The organism is Streptomyces sp. NPDC051963 (assembly GCF_044593495.1).
Lineage (GTDB): Bacteria > Actinomycetota > Actinomycetes > Streptomycetales > Streptomycetaceae > Streptomyces.
Map to the genome: position 1 here is coordinate 771,089 of NZ_JBIUCC010000005.1, position 17,690 is coordinate 788,778.

The following is a 17,690-nucleotide window of genomic DNA, read 5'->3' on the forward strand; positions in this document are numbered from 1 at the left end:
GGTTCACGCGTCAGCCGGACTCGGGTGCCACGGTCGGATCCTCGCCCACGACACTGCTGTAGTCGTTGCGCGTGCGGTACTTCTCGGTGAAGCGGCCCGACGCCGACCAGTGATAGGTGATCACATATTCGCCGGACGGACTCGACACCGGGTCGCCCTTCTCGTACACCTGCTTGGTCACCACCAGGTCGCCGCGGTCGATCTCGGCGTAGACCGGCGGTTCCTCGACCTTGAACACGTTCTCGTACCGCCCGTCCTCCTCGCGGTACACATAGGAGCCGACACCGACCGCGTCACCGCAGGTCAGCACGTTGACGACGACATCGCTGGAGGATCCTCCGGTCAGGTCGCCGTACGACACGTCGACCGGGTACTCGTCGCCGACGCAGGGCTTCAGCTCGTGCTTGACCTCGGCCGCGATGCTCGGGTCGTCCTGCACCAGCTTGACGCCGTCCACGCGCGCCGGGGTGGCGGACGGAGAAGCCGGTGGCGACATGCTCGCGGGCGCGACGGAGTCGGAGTGCGCCGGGCCCTCGTCACGGGCGCCGGTGCCGCCGGTGCCGCAGCCGGACATGAAAAGGGCGAGGGCGGCGAGCACGGCCACCGCCGTGAACGCCGCCTGCAAAGTGCCTCGACCCGGTGTGGGCCCTGGGGCCACGTCGGGATCCGCGTCGGTCAAGCCGCGCACCGCTCCTGCTCCTCACGCTCCAGCGCGCGTGCGTCCAGATCCCGCCGTTCCAGCTCCTCGCGGAGCCGGGCGAGCGCCCGGTGCAGCGTGCTCTTGACCGTTCCGGCCGACATACCGAGGGCGGCGGCCGTCTCCTCCGTGGACATCTGCTCCCAGTGTCGCAGCACCACGACACTGCGCTGCTTGGGAGCCAGCACCTTCATGACATCCATCAGCAGGGCGCGGTCCGCGTGCTGCTCGGTGGCGTCGTCGACGCAGGCGTCCGGGAGCTGCTCGGTCGGCACTTCCTCCAGCTTGCGCGCCCGCCACCACTCGGTCCGGGTGTTGATCATCACGCGGCGCAGATAGGCGTCCGCGAGCCGCTTGTCGGCTATGCCGTCCCAGCGGCCGTACGTCCGTACCAGCGCGGTCTGGAGCAGGTCCTGTGCGTCGACAGGGTCCGGGACCAGCCGGCGGGCGCTGCGCAGCAGCGCGTCCTGCCTGGTGCGGACGTACTCCTCGAATTCGAGCACCTCGCCCACTGCGCCCACCTCGCACTGCTCCATGATCAACCGCCTCCCGATCCCCGTACTTGGCCCGCGCCCCCGTCGGGCACTGAAATGAAGCTACGGAGGGGTTGTCACGGGGCTGTCCGAAGCAGCCTGCGGCCAGCGCTCGGCTGTCCGTCGGTTGTGTAACAGAGGTAGGACGGAAGTAAAGGTGCAGCTGGGATGGTGTGGGTATGGGGTGATTTGGGGTCGGGTGGGGCTGGGGTTTCCCTGTGATGTGTTGTGACGCGCCTGTGCGCCGGCCGACGGACCTGTGCGTACGTCAGCTCAGTGGCAGCCGGTACAGACCGTCCGCCAGCGGCTCCACCAACCCGTCCGCGACAAGTCCGTCGAGGGCGCGGGCGCGTTGCACAGGCTCGTGCCACACGCGGTCGAGCGCGGCCTGCGGAACGGGTGCGTGGGCCTCGCGCAGTACGGCGAGGAGCTTGCCGCGTACCTGGCGGTCGGTGCCGGCGTATGTCTGCCCGCGGCGCGGCGGCCCCTCGTGCTCGGGCTTGCCCGCGAGCTGCCAGGCGCACTGGGCGGAGATGGGGCAGCGGTGGCAGGTCTCGTTCTTGGCGGTGCACACGAGCGCACCGAGTTCCATGGAGGCGGCGGCCCAGCGGGCGGCGGTGCGCTCGTCCTCGGGCAGCAGCGCACGGGCGAGCTTGCGTTCGGCGGCGGTGGTGGCGTTCGGCGGGTACTGGACGCCGGTGACCGCGCGGGCGAAGACCCGGCGGACGTTGGTGTCGAGGACGGCATGCCGCTGGCCGTACGCGAAGGAGGCGACGGCGGCGGCCGTGTACTCGCCGATGCCGGGCAGGGCCAGGAGCTGGGTGTGGTCGGTCGGTACGTCGCCGCCGTGCCGTTCCGTTATGGCGACGGCGGCGCCGTGCAGGCGCAGGGCGCGGCGCGGGTAGCCGAGCCGGCCCCAGGCGCGGACGGCCTCGCCCGGCGCCTCCTTCGCGAGGTCGGCGGGGCGCGGCCAGCGGGCCAGCCACTGCTCGTAGATGGGCAGGACGCGGTTCACCGGCGTCTGCTGGAGCATGAACTCGCTGACCATCACCCCCCACGGCCCGGCCTGAGGGCGTCGCCACGGCAGATCGCGGGCGTGCTCGTCGAACCAGGAGATGACGGGGGAGTGCAGGGGCGCACCGAGTAGACGGTCGGCGGTGGAGTCGGCGCTGTGCGGGGGCTGGGGCATCGTGGGCGCAGTCATGGCCTTCCGATCCTGCCACGGGAGGACGGGGGCTCGGGTGTTCCGCCACCCGCAGACCGGGGAGAGATCATGATCCCGGTTTCTGACGAAAGCCGGGGATGAGACGGTCGTTTCCGGGATGATGATCCGGAAAAGTTGTGGCTCCGGGCGGCGGGTGGGGCCAGTGTCGGCGCCGATCTCTCGTACAGTTTGCGCCGTGGGATCTCTGCGCAATCCGGTCGGGCCGCTTCCCTCCTCCATCTACTGGCGACGGAGGGTCGTAATCGTGTCTGTGGTCGCCCTGTTGGCGCTGCTGGTCACGTGGATCGTCACCATGGGCGGAGGCGGCGGCAAGAACGGCGCCAACGGCTCGAACGGCGACGGGAGTCCCACGCCGTCCACGATCACACCCGGACCGTCCGGCTCCGGACCCGCGATCAGCCAGGCCCCGGGCGGACGCGACGAGACGGGGGACGGCGACTCCAACGGGTCCTCCTCCGGCTCGGATTCGGGTTCCGGTGACACGGGCGGAACCTCCGACGGCGCCAACGGCGACGACGGGTCCGCGGGCGGCGGGTCCGAGGGCGGTGCCGGCAGCGGTACGGGGGACACGCTCCCGGCCGGGTCCACGCTGCCCAACTGCACCACCGGGGCGGTCAGGTTGGGCCTGCGCAGCCTGCACAACGCATACGGGCTGGGGCAGACGCCGAGCGTCGAGCTGACCGCGACGAACTCCTCCGGGAGTGACTGCAAGGTCGATCTCGGGCCCGAGAGCACGGTGTTGACGATCACTCAGGCGGGCAGCGACGAGGACTTCTGGTCGTCCGAGGACTGCCCGAAGACGTCCGGGAGCCTGCTGTACCGGGTGCCGGCCGGCAGCAGCGTCACGTACACCGTGGCGTGGGATCGCAAGGCCAGTGCGCCCGAGTGCGGGACGCCTCCGGCGGGGTCGGCGGCGGCGGGGACGTATCTCGTGGAGGCGACGGCGCCGGGGTTCGCGAAGGTGCAGACGTCGTTCGTGCTTGAGAAGGACTGAGCGCTCCTCAGAGTGCCGGGTTCGGTCGTTGAGCGTCTGCGGGTCCCTCGTGGCTGGTCGCGCCCACGCGGCGGAGCCGCATATTGATACAGCCCCGCGCCCCTTACGGGGCGCTGCCGTGGGCCTGTGATCAGACGTACCGCTCCAGGATCGAGCTCTCCGCCAGCCGCGACAGTCCTTCCCGTACGCTGCGTGCCCTTGCCTCGCCGACGCCGTCCACCGTCTGAAGGTCGTCCACGCTGGCGGCGAGCAGCTTCTGCAGGCCGCCGAAGTGTTCCACCAGGCGGTCGATGATGGCGCCGGGGAGGCGCGGCACCTTGGCCAGCAGACGGAAGCCGCGCGGGGACACCGCCGAGTCGAGGGCCTCCGGTGATCCGGTGTAGCCCAAGGCCCTTGCCACCGTGGGGAGTTCGAGGAGTTCGGCGTGGGTGAGGGCGTCCAGCTCGGAGAGGGCCTCCTCGACCGTGCGGGAGCGTTTCGCGGTGGGCTCGGGGACGTAGTCGCGGACGACCAGCTCACGCTCGGGCTCCACGCCGGCGATCAGCTCGTCCAACTGGAGGGCCAGGAGGCGCCCGTCGGTGCCCAGTTCGACCACATACTCGGCGATTTCGGTGGCGATGCGGCGGACCATCTCCAGGCGCTGCGCGACCGCGGAGACGTCACGGACCGTCACCAGGTCCTCGATCTCCAGCGCTGACAACGTTCCCGCGACCTCGTCCAGGCGGAGCTTGTACCGCTCCAGGGTGGCCAGGGCCTGGTTCGCGCGGGACAGGATCGCCGCCGAGTCCTCCAGGACACGGCGCTGTCCGTCGACGTAGAGCGCGATCAGCCGCATGGACTGGGAGACGGAGACGACGGGGAAGCCGACCTGCTTGCTGACCCGGTCCGCGGTGCGGTGCCGGGTGCCCGTCTCCTCCGTCGGGATCGTCGCGTCGGGCACGAACTGCACGCCCGCCCGCAGGATCTTCGACAGATCGGAGTTGAGCACGATGCCGCCGTCGAGCTTGCACAGCTCGCGCAGCCGCGTCGCCGTGAACTCGACGTCCAGGACGAATCCGCCCGTGCACATCAGCTCGACGGTCTTGTCGAAGCCGAGCACGATGAGACCGCCGGTGTTGCCGCGGAGCACGCGCTCGAGGCCGTCGCGCAGGGCCGTGCCGGGTGCCACGGCGCTCAGTGAGGCGCGCATCAGGCCATCGGCACCGGAACTCCCGCCGGACTTTCCGGGAGCTGCCGCCCGGTCGTTGGCTGCCACTGCACTCCTCCGGTCGCAGGTACTTCTGGCGCTCCCGTTCGCACACTCGGTTCGTACGGACGGGCGAGACCAGGGCAAAGTCTACCGGCGGTCCTCCTCGTCCCGTGGGGCCTCTCGGCGACGCGAGCGCGGAAGGACCCTGAGGGCGTCCCCTATGTCGGCTACTTCCAGCACCTTCATACCGGCAGGGATCTTGCCGGGGTCGCCCGGCACGAGCGCGTGGGTGAAGCCCAGACGGTGGGCCTCGGCGAGCCTGCGCTGCACGCCCGTGACCCGTCTGACCTCGCCCGCGAGGCCCACTTCGCCGATCGCGACGAGGTTCTTCGGCAACGGGGTGTCGCTCGCGGCCGACGCCAGGGCGAGGGCGACGGCCAGATCAGCGGCGGGCTCGGAGAGCTTCACTCCGCCGACCGTCGCGGAGTAGATATCCCTCTTGCCCAACGCGGTGATCCTGCCCCGCTGCTCCAGAACGGCCAGCATCATCGAGACGCGGGAGGTCTCCAGGCCGGACGTCGTACGACGCGGGGAGGGGATCTGGGAGTCGACGGTCAGGGCCTGGACTTCGGCGACCAGGGGGCGGCGGCCCTCCAGCGTGACGGTCAGACAGGTGCCGGGCACCGGCTCGGCCCGCCGGGTCAGGAACAGGCCGCTCGGGTCGGTCAGGCCCGTGATGCCCTCGTCGTGCAGTTCGAAGCAGCCGACCTCGTCCGTGGCGCCGTAGCGGTTCTTGACGCCGCGCACGAGCCTGAGGCGGGCGTGCCGGTCGCCCTCGAAGCTCAGGACGACGTCCACGAGGTGTTCGAGGAGGCGGGGTCCCGCGATCGCGCCGTCCTTGGTGACATGGCCCACCAGGAGCGTGGCCATCCCGCGCTCCTTGGACGCGCGGATCAGTGCCCCGGCCACCTCCCGCACCTGCGCCATGCCGCCGGGTGCGCCGTCGATCTCCGGGGAGGCCACCGTCTGCACGGAGTCGACGATCAGCAGGGACGGCTTCACCGCGTCCAAGTGGCCCAGTACGGCGGCCAGATCGGTCTCGGCGGCGAGGAAGAGGTTGTCGTCGAGGGCCTTGATGCGGTCGGCGCGCAGCCGGACCTGGCTCGCCGACTCCTCGCCCGTCACATAGAGGGTGCGGTGCTCGTCGCTCGCCGCCTTGGCCGCGACGTCGAGGAGGAGGGTCGACTTGCCGACGCCGGGCTCGCCCGCGAGGAGGACCACGGCTCCGGGGACCAGACCGCCGCCGAGCACGCGGTCCAGCTCGGGCACGCCGGTGGAGCGGGCGGTGGCCTGACGTCCGTCGACCTGGCCGATGGGCAGCGCGGAGGTGGTGACGCGCCCCGGTGTCGTCGTACGGACGGCGGGCGCGCCGTACTCCTCGATCGTCCCCCATGCCTGGCACTCGGGGCACCGACCGAGCCACTTGGCCGTCTGCCAGCCGCATTCCGTGCAGCGGTAGGACGGGCGGTCCTTCGTGGATTTCGTACGGGCAGCCATGGACCGAACCGTAACGGGCCCCACTGACAACGCGGACACTGCGCCGCCCGCCCCTCTGTCGCGACATCGGGCAACTCGCAATGAAACAGGCACGATCACCCCGAACCGGTCATGGAATCCGGCGCTCCTGTCCCCGATTGAGGGATCGTTTCACCCGTATGGATTAAAAGTGCTCAAGGGGCAGGAAGCCGCCAACCCCCGCCGCCTACGGTCCACGGGTGATGAGCAGCAGTTCGGAGACCTCGACCCGCACCACCGGCGCACACAGGTCGCACCGGGAGGCGCGTGACCGTACTGCCGCGCGCACGCTGGCGCAGCGGCCGCCCGCGCGCTACGAGCCCTACCTGGACGGCCTGTTCACCTACTGCCTGTCCGTGCTGTGCGACCACGACGCGGCGACCGCCGCCCTCGGGGACGTCCTCGCGCTGGCCGAGCGGCGTGGCCGGCACGGCCCCGAGGCCGCCGGCGACCGCAGGGCCTGGCTGTACGCGCTGGCCCGCTGGGCGTGCCTGCGCAAGCTGGCCGAAGCCAAGCAGAAACGTCAGGCCACCCACGCGGCGGGCCGGCACACGACCGACCGGCGCCGCACCGCGGACGCCCCCGCCCCGCCGCCCGTCTCCGACGAGGTCCAGGAGCAGCGTCGGCGTGAACTCGCCCTGCTCGCCTGGCCGGAGGCCGCCGGCACCACCCCCGAGCAGCGCGAGGCGCTCGAACTCGCCGTGCGCCACCACCTCGCCGCGCACGAGGTCGCCGCCGTCCTCGGCCTGGACCTGGCCACCGCCCGCGAACTGCTCGCCTCCGCCGCCTGCGAGGTGGAACGCACGCGTGCCGCCCTCGCCGTCGTGGAGACCGGCGGCTGCCCGGGTGTCGCCCGGCTCACCGGCGACAACCAGCTGGTGCTCAGCGCGGCCGTGCGCCGCGAACTGGTGCGGCACGTCGACGACTGTCCGCGCTGCCGCCGTACCGCCGAGCGCGCGATCCCCGGCCGCTGGCCCGGCGCGAACGCCACCACCGCCGACCTGCCCGTCCTCCAGGCGCCCCGCGCGGCCCTGCACGTCGCCATGGCGCACGGCCCACGCGCGCGGGCCGCCGCTCCGCGCTTCGACCGGCGCGGTTTCCCGATGGACCCCAAGGACCGCGCGGCCCGAAGGGACCGGCTACGCGCGCGTGCCCTCACGACCACCGTGGTCGCCACCGTCGTGGCCGCGCCCGTGCTCGCGCTGTGGGCCGCCTACCGGGGCACGCCGGTCGCCGAGGGACAGGAGGGCGGCTCGGCCACCGCGAGCGAGGCCTACGGCCCGGGCAGCCTGGACGGCGAGGCGGCGAGCGGGGGCTACGAGAACGCCGGGAACGCCGACATCAAGCCCGGCGCCCGGTTCCGCGAGGGAGGCAGCCCCGACGTCTCGGTGGAGGTCATCGGCGTCACCGGCGCCACCACGAAGGGCGCGGCACACCTCGCGGTGACCGCCGGCAACAGCGGCGACACCACGCTCCTCACCCTCACCGCGACCGGCTCCGCGCCCGTCCGCTGGTCCGCGGCCACCGGTGCCTCCTGGCTCTACCTGAGCCAGTCCTCGGGAACGCTCGAACCCGGCGAATCGTTGACGATCAAGGTGTACGTCGACCATCTGCGCGAGCCGTCCGGGTACTGGAGCGCGCGCGTGGCGATCTCACCCGCCGGCGCCGTCGTCTCCATCGAGGGCTACGGCACCGCGCCCACCCCGTCCCACCCGGGACCCGGCCCGGGCACGCCCAGCGACCCGCCCCCGTCGACGTCCGATCCGAGCCCGCTCCCGACCGACCCGTCGCCCACCGAGCCCGCGCCGAGCGACCCGCCGCCGTCCTCCGCCGACCCGAGCCCGACCCCCACCGAGCCGTCGCCGTCCGACCCGGGGGATCCAGGGGGCTCGTCGCCACCACCGAGCGACAGTGGCGACCCCAGCCCCTCAACATCCTGAAGATCAGTCGACCGGGTCTACCGGGTCCGCCGGATGCGGCGCCAGCAACGGCAGCTGCGAGGCCAGCCGCTCCTCGCAGAGCTCGACCAGCCGGTCGTACCCCGCCTTGCCCATCAGCTCGGTCAGCTCCGGCCCGTACGACACATACACCGGGTCACCCGCACCGTGCGCCGAGGTCGCCGACGTGCACCACCAGTGCAGGTCGTGGCCGCCAGGACCCCAGCCGCGGCGGTCGTACTCACCGATCGACACCTGGAGCACGCGCGTGTCGTCGGGCCGGTCGATCCACTCGTACGTCCGCCGGACCGGCAGCTGCCAGCACACGTCGGGCTTGGTCTCCAGCGGCTCCCGGCCCTCCTTCACGGCGAGGATGTGCAGCGAGCAGCCCGCGCCGCCCGCGAAACCGGGCCGGTTCTGGAAGATGCACGAGCCCTGGTACGGGCGGGTCTGCCGGTCGCCGTCCTCGTCGACCGAGACCCAGCCGGTCTGCGTCCCCACGTCGTGGTTCTGCCAGACCTCCGGAGTGAGCCTCGCCACATGCCCGGCGACCCGCTTCTCGTCGTCCTCGTCGGAGAAGTGCGCGCCCAGCGTGCAGCACCCGTCGTCCGCGCGGCCCGCCTGGATGCCCTGGCAGCCGCTGCCGAAGATGCAGTTCCACCGAGAGGTCAGCCATGTCAGATCGCACCGGAAGACCTGTTCGTCGTCCGCCGGATCAGGAAATTCCACCCACGCGCGCGCGAAGTCGAGGCCCTGCTCATCGCTCACCTGCGGGGCCTTCGGCGGTTTGGGCGCCTTCGCCTGCGAAGAACCCTTGCCGGATTTGGCCTTCTTGGCCGACTTCTCGTCCTTCGCCTTTTTCGTCTTTGGCACGGGACCAGGGTAAGTCGCCCGGAACGGGTTCCGGGACCGCGCGGGTGACGGCTCAGGTCTTCGCTGGCAGTAGCGTTCTGTACATGAGACTCGGTGTCCTCGACGTGGGTTCAAACACGGTGCATCTCCTGGTGGTGGATGCGCACCCGGGCGCACGCCCCCTGCCCGCGCACTCGCACAAGGCGGAACTGCGCCTTGCCCAACTGCTCGACGACGACGGAGCGATCGGCCCCGACGGCGTGGACCGGCTGATCGGAGTCGTCCGCGAGGCGCTCCAGGCGGCCGAGGACAAGGGCGTCGAGGACCTGCTGCCGTTCGCGACCTCCGCCGTCCGCGAGGCCAGCAACGCCGATGACGTCCTCGCGCGCGTGCACGCCGAGACCGGCGTCGAGCTCCAGGTCCTCACCGGCGCCGAAGAGGCCCGTCTCACCTTCCTCGCCGCCCGCCGCTGGTTCGGCTGGTCGGCCGGGAAGCTCCTGGTCCTGGACATCGGCGGCGGCTCCCTGGAGATCGCGTACGGCATCGACGAGGAGCCCGACGCCGCCGTCTCCCTGCCCCTCGGCGCGGGCCGCCTCACCGCCGGCTGGCTCCCCGGCGACCCGCCCGACCCGGAGGCGATAAGGACACTGCGCCGCCATGTCCGCGCCCAGATCGCCCGTAGCGTGGGCGAGTTCACGCGCTTCGGCCGCCCCGACCACGTCGTCGCCACCTCGAAGACCTTCAAGCAGCTGGCCCGCATAGCCGGTGCCGCCCGCTCCACCGAGGGCCTCTACGTCCAGCGCGATCTCAAGCGCGAGTCCCTGGAGGCCTGGGTCCCCCAGCTCGCAGGCATGACGGCAGCCCAGCGAGCGGAACTCCCGGGAGTGTCCGAGGGCCGAGCCGGCCAGCTGCTGGCGGGCGCCATGGTGGCCGAGGGCGCGATGGACCTGTTCGGCGTGGAGACGCTGGAAATCTGCCCGTGGGCCCTGAGGGAGGGCGTGATCCTGCGGCGCCTCGACCACATGGCTTCGGCATAGCCCCCCCGCAGGGCGCGGGGAACTGCGCGACCAGCCACAGACAACCGGCAGGCGCGCGCAGTGAGAAGCACAACGGCGAATAGGCGCACACCACCCCCGGCCCACCCCTCGGACCCACGTACCCTGTCTCCGTGGCAAACCCAGTCGTACGGATCCCGGACGCGAAGGTCGCCCTCTCGACGGCCTCCGTCTACCCGGAGTCGACGGCGACGGCCTTCGAGATCGCCGCACGCCTCGGGTACGACGGTGTCGAGGTCATGGTGTGGACCGACCCGGTCAGCCAGGACATCGACGCCCTGCGCCGCCTCTCGGACTACCACCGGATCCCGGTCCTGGCCGTCCATGCCCCCTGCCTGCTCATCACGCAGCGCGTGTGGTCCAGCGACCCCTGGATCAAGCTCCAGCGCGCCAGGGCGGCGGCGGAGAAGCTGGGCGCGAGCACGGTCGTCGTACACCCCCCGTTCCGCTGGCAGCGCCAGTACGCCCGCGACTTCGTCGCCGGGATCTGGCGCATGGCCGACGAAACGGATGTGCGGTTCGCAGTGGAGAACATGTACCCCTGGCGCTACCGCGACCGCGAGATGCTCGCGTACGCCCCCGACTGGGACGTCACCAAGGACGACTACCGCCACTTCACGATCGATCTCAGCCATACGGCGACGGCGCGCACGGACGCGATCCAGATGATCGACCGGATGGGAGACCGTCTCGGCCACGTCCACCTCGCGGACGGCAACGGTTCGGCGAAGGACGAGCACCTGGTTCCCGGCCGCGGCACGCAGCCCTGCGCCGAGCTGCTGGAGCGGCTCGCGCTGACCGGCTTCGACGGTCATGTCGTCATCGAGGTCAACACCCGGCGCGCGATGTCCAGCGCCGAACGCGAGGCCGACCTCGCGGAGGCCCTCGCCTTCACCCGCCTTCACCTGGCGTCGGCGGTGCAGGTGCCCCGGCGATGAGCGACGCGACCGCCCGGAAGCGCGGCAGACCCCGCCGTACGGAATCAGCCGACACCCGCGACCTGATCCTGAACGCGGCCCGCGAGGAGTTCTCCGAGCGGGGGTACGAGAAGACATCGGTCCGCGCCATCGCCAAGGCGGCCGGCGTGGACTCGGCGCTGGTCCACCACTACTTCGGTACGAAGGAGCAGGTCTTCGAAGCGGCCGTCGAGGTCGCCTTCGCGCCGGCCCTGAAGATCCGGGACGTGGTCCTTGAAGGCCCTCTCGACGACATCGGCGAACGCCTGACCCGCATGATCTTCGGGCTCTGGGAGAACCCGGTCACCCGGATACCGCTGCTCGCGATCATCCGGTCCGCGGTGAACAACGACTCCGCGGCGGCCGTCTTCCGCCGGCTCCTCTCCGCCCAGCTGCTGCGCCGTGTCGCCGGGGAGATCGACGCCCCGGACGCCGAGCTGCGCGCCGAGCTCGCGGCCGCGCAGCTGGTGGGGATCGCCATGCTCCGCTACGTGATCAAGTTGGAGCCGATCGCGTCGGCGGACCCGGAGGAGATCATCGCGCGGGTGGCGCCGGTTGTGCAGGGGCACCTCACGCACGCCGGAAATGCCTGAGTGGGCTACCTGCGTCCGCTGCTCGCAATGCTCTGTTCCCTGAGACGCGCGTCCCGCATTCCGGACACCATGTCCGGCGTTTGAGGCCCCGGCGTACGCTCGAAGCAGTCAAAACTCTCGGCAGAACTCTCCAGAACTCTTCGAAGGAGCGAGCGACGATGCCCGAGCTGAGGTCCCGCACAGTCACCCACGGTCGCAACATGGCGGGCGCCCGCGCCCTTATGCGCGCCTCCGGTGTACCCGGTGCGGACATCGGCCGCAAGCCGATCATCGCGGTCGCCAACAGCTTCACGGAGTTCGTGCCGGGCCACACGCACCTCCAGCCGGTCGGCCGGATCGTCAGCGAGGCGATCGTCGAGGCGGGCGGCATCCCGCGCGAGTTCAACACGATCGCCGTGGACGACGGCATCGCGATGGGCCACGGCGGCATGCTGTACTCGCTCCCGTCCCGCGACCTCATCGCGGACTCGGTGGAGTACATGGTCGAGGCCCACTGCGCCGACGCCCTGATCTGCATCTCCAACTGCGACAAGATCACCCCGGGCATGCTGAACGCGGCCCTTCGCCTGAACATCCCGACGGTCTTCGTCTCCGGCGGCCCGATGGAGTCCGGCCGCGCCACGCTGGTCGACGGCACGGTCCGTACGCTCGACCTGGTCGACGCGATCTCCGACGCCGTGAACGACAAGATCTCGGACGAGGACATCCTCCGTATCGAGGAGAACGCCTGTCCGACCTGCGGCTCCTGCTCCGGCATGTTCACGGCCAACTCCATGAACTGCCTGACGGAGGCGATCGGCCTCAGCCTCCCCGGCAACGGCTCGGTCCTCGCCACGCACACGGCCCGCAAGCGGCTGTACGTCGATGCCGCCCGCACGGTCATGGACATCACCCGGCGCTACTACGACCAGGACGACGAGACGGTCCTGCCGCGCAACGTCGCCACCTTCGCGGCCTTCGAGAACGCGATGGCGCTGGACATCGCGATGGGCGGCTCCACGAACACGATCCTGCACCTGCTGGCGGCGGCCCAGGAGGCGGGCGTTCCGTTCGGCCTCAACGAGATCAACGAGGTCTCGCGCAAGGTCCCTTGCCTCGCCAAGGTCGCTCCGAACGTCGCCAAGGACCGCACGTACTACATGGAGGACGTGCACCGCGCCGGCGGCATCCCCGCCCTCCTCGGTGAACTGCACCGCGCGGGCCTGCTGAACGAGGACGTGCACTCCGTCCACAGCCCGTCCCTCGCGGACTGGCTGAAGACGTGGGACGTCCGCGCCGGCTCCCCCTCACCTGAGGCCGTGGAGCTGTGGCACGCGGCCCCGGGCTGCGTCCGCTCCGCCGAGGCATTCTCCCAGTCCGAGCGCTGGGCGGCCCTCGACGAGGACGCCGAGGGCGGCTGCATCCGCTCCGCCGAGCACGCGTACTCGAAGGACGGCGGCCTGGCGGTCCTCAAGGGCAACCTCGCCGTCGACGGCTGCGTGGTGAAGACGGCGGGCGTCGACGAGTCGATCTGGACGTTCGAGGGCCCGGCGGTGGTCTGCGAGTCCCAGGAAGAAGCCGTGGAGAAGATCCTCAACAAACAGGTCACCGACGGCGACGTCGTCGTCATCCGCTACGAGGGCCCCAAGGGCGGCCCCGGTATGCAGGAGATGCTCTACCCGACGTCCTTCCTCAAGGGCCGCGGCCTCGGCAAGACCTGCGCCCTGGTCACCGACGGCCGCTTCTCCGGCGGCACCTCCGGCCTGTCCATCGGCCACGCGTCCCCGGAAGCCGCGTCCGGCGGCACCATCGCCCTCGTCGAGGACGGCGACCGCATCCGCATCGACATCCCGAACCGGTCGATCGAACTCCTCGTGGACAACACCGAGTTGACCCGCCGCGAGCAGGCCCTGAACGGCGTGTACGCCCCGAAGAACCGTGAGCGCAAGGTGTCGGCGGCGCTGCGGGCCTACGCGGCGATGGCGACCAGCGCGGACAAGGGCGCGGTGCGGGACGTGTCGATGCTGGGCTGAGGGGGTGCGTGAGGGGCCGCCTCCTGTTGGGGGCGGTCCTTTTGCGTGTTACCAGGCGGAGGGTTTGGCGGCGTCCACACCGAAGACGGTGCCGTCGGGGGCACTGGCGTACACGTGGCCGTCGATGATCGCAGGCTCGTTCAATGTGCCCGGGACTCGGTCCGAGTTCGTGCCGAGGCGTGGTGCGGTCTGCCCGGCGAGTGTCCCGGTGCGGGCGTCCACCGCGAGCAGCCGCCCGTCGGCGGCGGTGAAGTACACATGACCGTGGCCGACAACGGGCCCGGAACCCCGGCTCACCGATGTCCCCATGTGCCACAGCCACTTGCGCGCGTCCATGTTGACGGCTTCCAGAAAGCCCCCTGCGGACATGAGGTAGACGCGGTTCCCCTGCACGGTCGCGTGAGCCCCCACCCGGGAAACGGGAAGCGCCACCCGGCGCGTCGACTTCGACTCCGGGGAGTAACGGACGACAGCCTCGGTGTCGCCGTCGATCGGGTCGGCGGAGAGGAAGAAGACGGATCCGTCGCTGCTGCCGACGGGCTTCAGCGTCCCCTTCAGCCGAACGTCCCACCGCACGTCACCGGAGGTGGGATCCACGGCTGTGACCCGTGTGCTCGACCCGTCGTCGGACGTGCGTGACGCGTACGCCAGCGGGTCCCCGGGGAACGAGTCGAAGTACGGCGCCTGCTGGCCGGGTATCCGGTGACTCCACTTCTCGTCGCCCGAGGCGCTGTCCACCCCCGAGACGGTGCCGTCGGCGCCGGTGAGCAGGAGCATGTCCCCGGCGACTTGCATTCCGGTGTACGTGGGCACGTCTCGCTGCCAACGTGGTTTGCCCGAGGTGGGATCGAGGGCCTCCAGGCGCCGGCCTTCCCCCAACGAGGGCTGGACGAGGCCGCCGGACACGACAGGAAGGCCACTCGTACGCGACGTGGTGACGGAGTGTCGCCAGAGCAGGGTTCCGTCCGACGGTGCGAGGGCGTAGACCTGTCCGGCCTGCGCGCAGATCAACTTCCCTGCTCCGTAAGAGCATTGGGGTGCTCCGGCCGCGGACACCGGCTGTGCCTCCCAGGCGCGGAACGCAGCGGATGTGGAGCGAGTGCCGGTCTCCTTCGGGGAGTTGCCTTCTCCGCCGAGCAGCTGAACCGCGACGAGTGCACCGCACGCCACCAGACCGAGGGCTCCAGCCGCGAAGATCGTTCGCTGGCGCCGGCGAACGATGGGCAGTTGCGCGGGTTTCTCTGCGTTCTCTGCGTTCTCTGCGTTCTCCTCGAGCCCCTGCCGTTGCGCCTCATCCGCACTCGTCCGCTGCGCGGGTATGAAGGCCTGCGTGTCGTACGACGCCGACACCGACCTCAGTTCCCGCATCAGCTCGTCGGGTGTGGGCCGGTCCTCCGGCTCCTTCGCGAGGCACCGCAGCACCAGCGGAGCAAGATCCTCCGGTACGCCGTTCAGGTCCGGCTCGTCGTGCACCACCTGGTAGGCGACGACATACGGGCTGTCGGAGTCGAAGGGCCCACGCCCCGTCGCGGCATGTACCAGCACGGACCCGAGGGCGAAGACGTCGGCGGCGGGCCCGACTTCCCGGGGACGCCTGAACTGCTCGGGAGCCATGAACGGCGGTGTACCGATCAATTTGCCGGTCTCGGTGCGCAGTTCGCTGTTCTTTGGCCGAGAGATACCGAAGTCGATGACCTTCGGCCCGTCCTCGGCGAGCAGCACATTGCTCGGCTTCAGATCGCGGTGCACGACGCCGACCCGATGGATGTCGCGCATCGCCTCGGCGAGCCCGGCCATCAGACGGCGCAACTGAGCCGGAGCCATGGGACCGTTCCGCTTCACGTGATCGGACAGGGTCGGCCCCGGAATGAACAGCGTGGCCATCCAGGGCCGTTCAGCCTCCGGATCGGCATCCACAACGGACGCCGTGAACGCACCGCTCACCGTTCGCGCCGCGGCCACCTCTTGCCGAAAGCGGCCCCTGAACTCGGGATCTCTCGCGAACTCGGCGTGTACGACCTTCACCGCGAGCTTCATTCCCGAAGTGCTGCGAGCAAGGTGCACCACGCCCATGCCGCCGGAGCCCAGGCAGGACTCCAGCCGGTAGTGACCGGCGTACTCGGGAAGTTCCGCTTCCGCGCCCGCTCCGGCGTTCCGCTGCGGCGCCATGGGATCACCCCCGTGCTGCTCGTCGGCGCGTGCGACGCACGGAGCCTAGTCGATGACTCGTACGAGACAGAGGCGGCTTGCTAGCGTCCGTGTGCAAGTTGCGCACATGTGTTTCATGGCGTGATTCAGGGGAATCAACGGGACCCCATGGCAGTCATGGGGCTGAAACCGGGGGGTTTCATGTTCAACGGGGGAGGACCACATGTCTGTTGACCGCACCGAGGCCATAGAAGGCGGCGAGGAAGAGGCCGTCACGACAATGACGACCGCGGCTGTCCGCTTCTACCCGGTCGCACCGGGCGTCCGGCTCAACGTCCGCCGGGGCCCCGGCACCAACTACACCATCGTCCGCGTCCTGCCCGTGGGCGCACGCGTCCCGATCTTCTGCCAGACGCCGGGCACGACGGTCACCGGTCCCTACGGCACCAGCAAGATCTGGGACAACATCGACGACGGCGAGTACGTCTCGGACGCGTACGTGAACACCGGCAGCGACGGCTACGTCGCCGACCGCTGCTCCTGATCCCGCTACCACCGCCCAGGGGGGCAAATGACGTCGCGTAGACGTTTGTTCATCCTGCTCGCAGCCGCCGCCGGTGCCTTTCTCATGGTGCTGGGAGTGTCGCCAACCGCCACGGCGGCCGCACAGTTCTACCCGGTCGCTCCGGACGTCCGTCTGAATGTCCGCAGCGGCCCTGGCACCAGCTACACCATCGTCCGCGTCCTGCCCGAGGGATCGAGCGTCCCGATCTTCTGCCAGAGGCCGGGCTCAACGGTGACGGGCCCGTACGGCACGTCCAACATCTGGGACAACATCGCCAACGGTCAGTTCGTGTCCGATGCCTACGTGAATACCGGCAGCGACGGCTACATCGCCTCTCGCTGCGACTGAACCCACGAGGAGCCCGCGGCGGTCCCGGCGCCATAATCGTCCTGTGAGCGACGATTCCGGCACCCCGGCCACCCCCGCGGGCTCCAACGGCACCCCCGACGCCCCGGGCCCCCGCCCCGAACCCATCCGCTTCTTCGGCACGACCTGGGTGCACCACGACAACGGCTACCCAGCCCGCCGCATCGCGGCCGCCATCGGCTCCCTCGCCGCAGCGGCCGCCGCCTGCCTCGTCCTCCGCTTCGCCTACGAGGGCCTCCAGATCGCCGACACCGGCAGCTTCGTCACGCTCCTGGTCGTCGTCATGTTCGCCGTGTGCAGCGCACTCGCCTTCCGGCACACCTGGGACACCTTCGCCAAGCGCCCCGACCCCGACCGCCAGGCCTCCCTCCGCGGCCTCCTGGCCATCGGCTTCATCGGCTCCCTCCTCGCCTACTTCTTCCGCGCCCTCACCGAGGCCCCCGGCGAGAAACTCCACCGCCAGGAGTACGAGACGGCCCGCGAAGAGCATGAGAAGCGGGCGACACGGCGTTCGGGAAACCCGTCCAAGAAGAAGCGGCGCCGGAGCTAGTGCTGTGACCGCATAGGTTCGCCGGGTCGGCGGTTGTAGCGGTTGGATGTGCGGTGACGTCCGATCCGACCGCTGGAGGCGTGGTGGCCGAGCCCGTCCGTGTGCGCAGACTGACCGGCCAGGAGGGGCAGAAGCTGCAGCAGATCGTGCGCCGGGGCAGCACCAGTTCGGTGCGCTATCGGCGCGCGATGATGCTGCTGGCCTCGGCCGGCGGGAACCGGGTGCCGGTGATTGCCCAGTTGGTGCAGGCCGACGAGGACACCGTCCGGGACGTGATCCACCAGTTCAACGAGATCGGCCTGGGCTGCCTGGACCCTCGGTGGGCGGGAGGCCGTCCCCGCCTGCTCGGCGTTGACGACGAGGACTTCGTCACCGCGACGGCCACCACCCGCCCGGTCAGGCTCGGCCAGCCGTTCATCCGCTGGTCGCTGCGCAAGCTGGTC

17 protein-coding genes are annotated in these 17,690 nt (G+C 70.6%); 10 read left to right on the forward strand and 7 right to left on the reverse strand.

What is annotated here, in order from left to right:
* Positions 1–10: 10 nt before the first annotated feature.
* The 3 genes from ACIHFB_RS24325 to ACIHFB_RS24335 all read right to left on the reverse strand — a co-directional run bounded on the left by ACIHFB_RS24325 (position 11) and on the right by ACIHFB_RS24335 (position 2,434).
* Positions 11–688, reverse strand: coding sequence for a hypothetical protein (locus ACIHFB_RS24325; RefSeq protein ID WP_365273291.1), 678 nt, complete (start codon positions 686–688; stop codon positions 11–13).
* Positions 676–1,233, reverse strand: a complete 558-nt coding sequence (locus ACIHFB_RS24330) for a SigE family RNA polymerase sigma factor (protein WP_365273294.1) — start codon at positions 1,231–1,233, stop codon at positions 676–678. Before ACIHFB_RS24330 ends, ACIHFB_RS24325 begins: the two co-directional genes overlap by 13 nt.
* Before the next feature lie 265 nt (positions 1,234–1,498).
* Complete coding sequence (locus ACIHFB_RS24335; protein WP_400127864.1) at positions 1,499–2,434, reverse strand: A/G-specific adenine glycosylase; 936 nt, start codon at positions 2,432–2,434, stop codon at positions 1,499–1,501.
* Positions 2,435–2,630: 196 nt separating this feature from the next.
* Between ACIHFB_RS24335 and ACIHFB_RS24340 the strand changes: the two genes are divergently transcribed.
* Positions 2,631–3,449: a hypothetical protein gene (locus ACIHFB_RS24340; RefSeq protein ID WP_365273300.1), complete on the forward strand. Its 819-nt coding sequence runs from the start codon at positions 2,631–2,633 to the stop codon at positions 3,447–3,449.
* A 130-nt stretch (positions 3,450–3,579) separates the two neighbouring features.
* Here the strand turns inward: ACIHFB_RS24340 and disA are convergent, their stop codons facing one another.
* Positions 3,580–4,704 carry a DNA integrity scanning diadenylate cyclase DisA gene (disA, locus tag ACIHFB_RS24345; RefSeq protein WP_365273303.1) on the reverse strand — a complete coding sequence of 375 codons (1,125 nt, stop codon included), beginning with the start codon at positions 4,702–4,704 and terminating at the stop codon, positions 3,580–3,582.
* A gap of 81 nt (positions 4,705–4,785) precedes the next feature.
* Positions 4,786–6,195: a DNA repair protein RadA gene (radA, locus tag ACIHFB_RS24350; protein WP_365273305.1), complete on the reverse strand. Its 1,410-nt coding sequence runs from the start codon at positions 6,193–6,195 to the stop codon at positions 4,786–4,788.
* 221 nt (positions 6,196–6,416) lie between these two features.
* On the opposite strand from radA, the gene ACIHFB_RS24355 reads away from it, so the two are divergent.
* The gene (locus tag ACIHFB_RS24355) at positions 6,417–8,153 is read left to right on the forward strand and encodes a hypothetical protein (protein ID WP_400127865.1); all 1,737 of its coding nucleotides are present in this window, start codon (positions 6,417–6,419) and stop codon (positions 8,151–8,153) included.
* Positions 8,154–8,156: 3 nt separating this feature from the next.
* Here ACIHFB_RS24355 and ACIHFB_RS24360 read toward each other — a convergent pair whose 3' ends face one another.
* Positions 8,157–9,023 (reverse strand): hypothetical protein, encoded by an 867-nt coding sequence (locus tag ACIHFB_RS24360; RefSeq protein WP_365273310.1) that lies wholly within the window; start codon positions 9,021–9,023, stop codon positions 8,157–8,159.
* An 83-nt stretch (positions 9,024–9,106) separates the two neighbouring features.
* On the opposite strand from ACIHFB_RS24360, the gene ACIHFB_RS24365 reads away from it, so the two are divergent.
* From ACIHFB_RS24365 to ilvD, 4 genes are all read left to right on the forward strand, one after another.
* Positions 9,107–10,039: a Ppx/GppA phosphatase family protein gene (locus tag ACIHFB_RS24365; protein WP_365273313.1), complete on the forward strand. Its 933-nt coding sequence runs from the start codon at positions 9,107–9,109 to the stop codon at positions 10,037–10,039.
* Positions 10,040–10,170: 131 nt separating this feature from the next.
* The gene (locus tag ACIHFB_RS24370; RefSeq protein WP_365273316.1) at positions 10,171–10,995 is read left to right on the forward strand and encodes a sugar phosphate isomerase/epimerase; all 825 of its coding nucleotides are present in this window, start codon (positions 10,171–10,173) and stop codon (positions 10,993–10,995) included.
* Entirely contained in the window at positions 10,992–11,606 is a 615-nt protein-coding gene (locus tag ACIHFB_RS24375; RefSeq protein WP_365273318.1) for a TetR family transcriptional regulator, read from the forward strand. The genes ACIHFB_RS24370 and ACIHFB_RS24375 overlap by 4 nt, the downstream gene beginning before the upstream one ends.
* Before the next feature lie 158 nt (positions 11,607–11,764).
* Positions 11,765–13,618, forward strand: a complete 1,854-nt coding sequence (gene ilvD, locus ACIHFB_RS24380) for a dihydroxy-acid dehydratase (protein WP_365273321.1) — start codon at positions 11,765–11,767, stop codon at positions 13,616–13,618.
* Between the two features lie 48 nt (positions 13,619–13,666).
* Here ilvD and ACIHFB_RS24385 read toward each other — a convergent pair whose 3' ends face one another.
* Positions 13,667–15,787, reverse strand: a complete 2,121-nt coding sequence (locus tag ACIHFB_RS24385; RefSeq protein ID WP_400127866.1) for a serine/threonine-protein kinase — start codon at positions 15,785–15,787, stop codon at positions 13,667–13,669.
* A gap of 202 nt (positions 15,788–15,989) precedes the next feature.
* Here ACIHFB_RS24385 and ACIHFB_RS24390 point away from each other — a divergent pair, with 202 nt between their 5' ends.
* The 4 genes from ACIHFB_RS24390 to ACIHFB_RS24405 all read left to right on the forward strand — a co-directional run.
* Entirely contained in the window at positions 15,990–16,310 is a 321-nt protein-coding gene (locus ACIHFB_RS24390) for an SH3 domain-containing protein (RefSeq protein ID WP_400127867.1), read from the forward strand.
* Positions 16,311–16,394: 84 nt separating this feature from the next.
* Positions 16,395–16,679: an SH3 domain-containing protein gene (locus ACIHFB_RS24395; protein ID WP_400127882.1), complete on the forward strand. Its 285-nt coding sequence runs from the start codon at positions 16,395–16,397 to the stop codon at positions 16,677–16,679.
* Positions 16,680–16,722: 43 nt separating this feature from the next.
* Entirely contained in the window at positions 16,723–17,247 is a 525-nt protein-coding gene (locus ACIHFB_RS24400; RefSeq protein ID WP_365273332.1) for an EamA/RhaT family transporter, read from the forward strand.
* Positions 17,248–17,330: 83 nt separating this feature from the next.
* Positions 17,331–17,690, forward strand: a 360-nt coding sequence (locus ACIHFB_RS24405) for a transposase (protein WP_400127868.1), incomplete at its 3' end; no start/stop codon positions are given.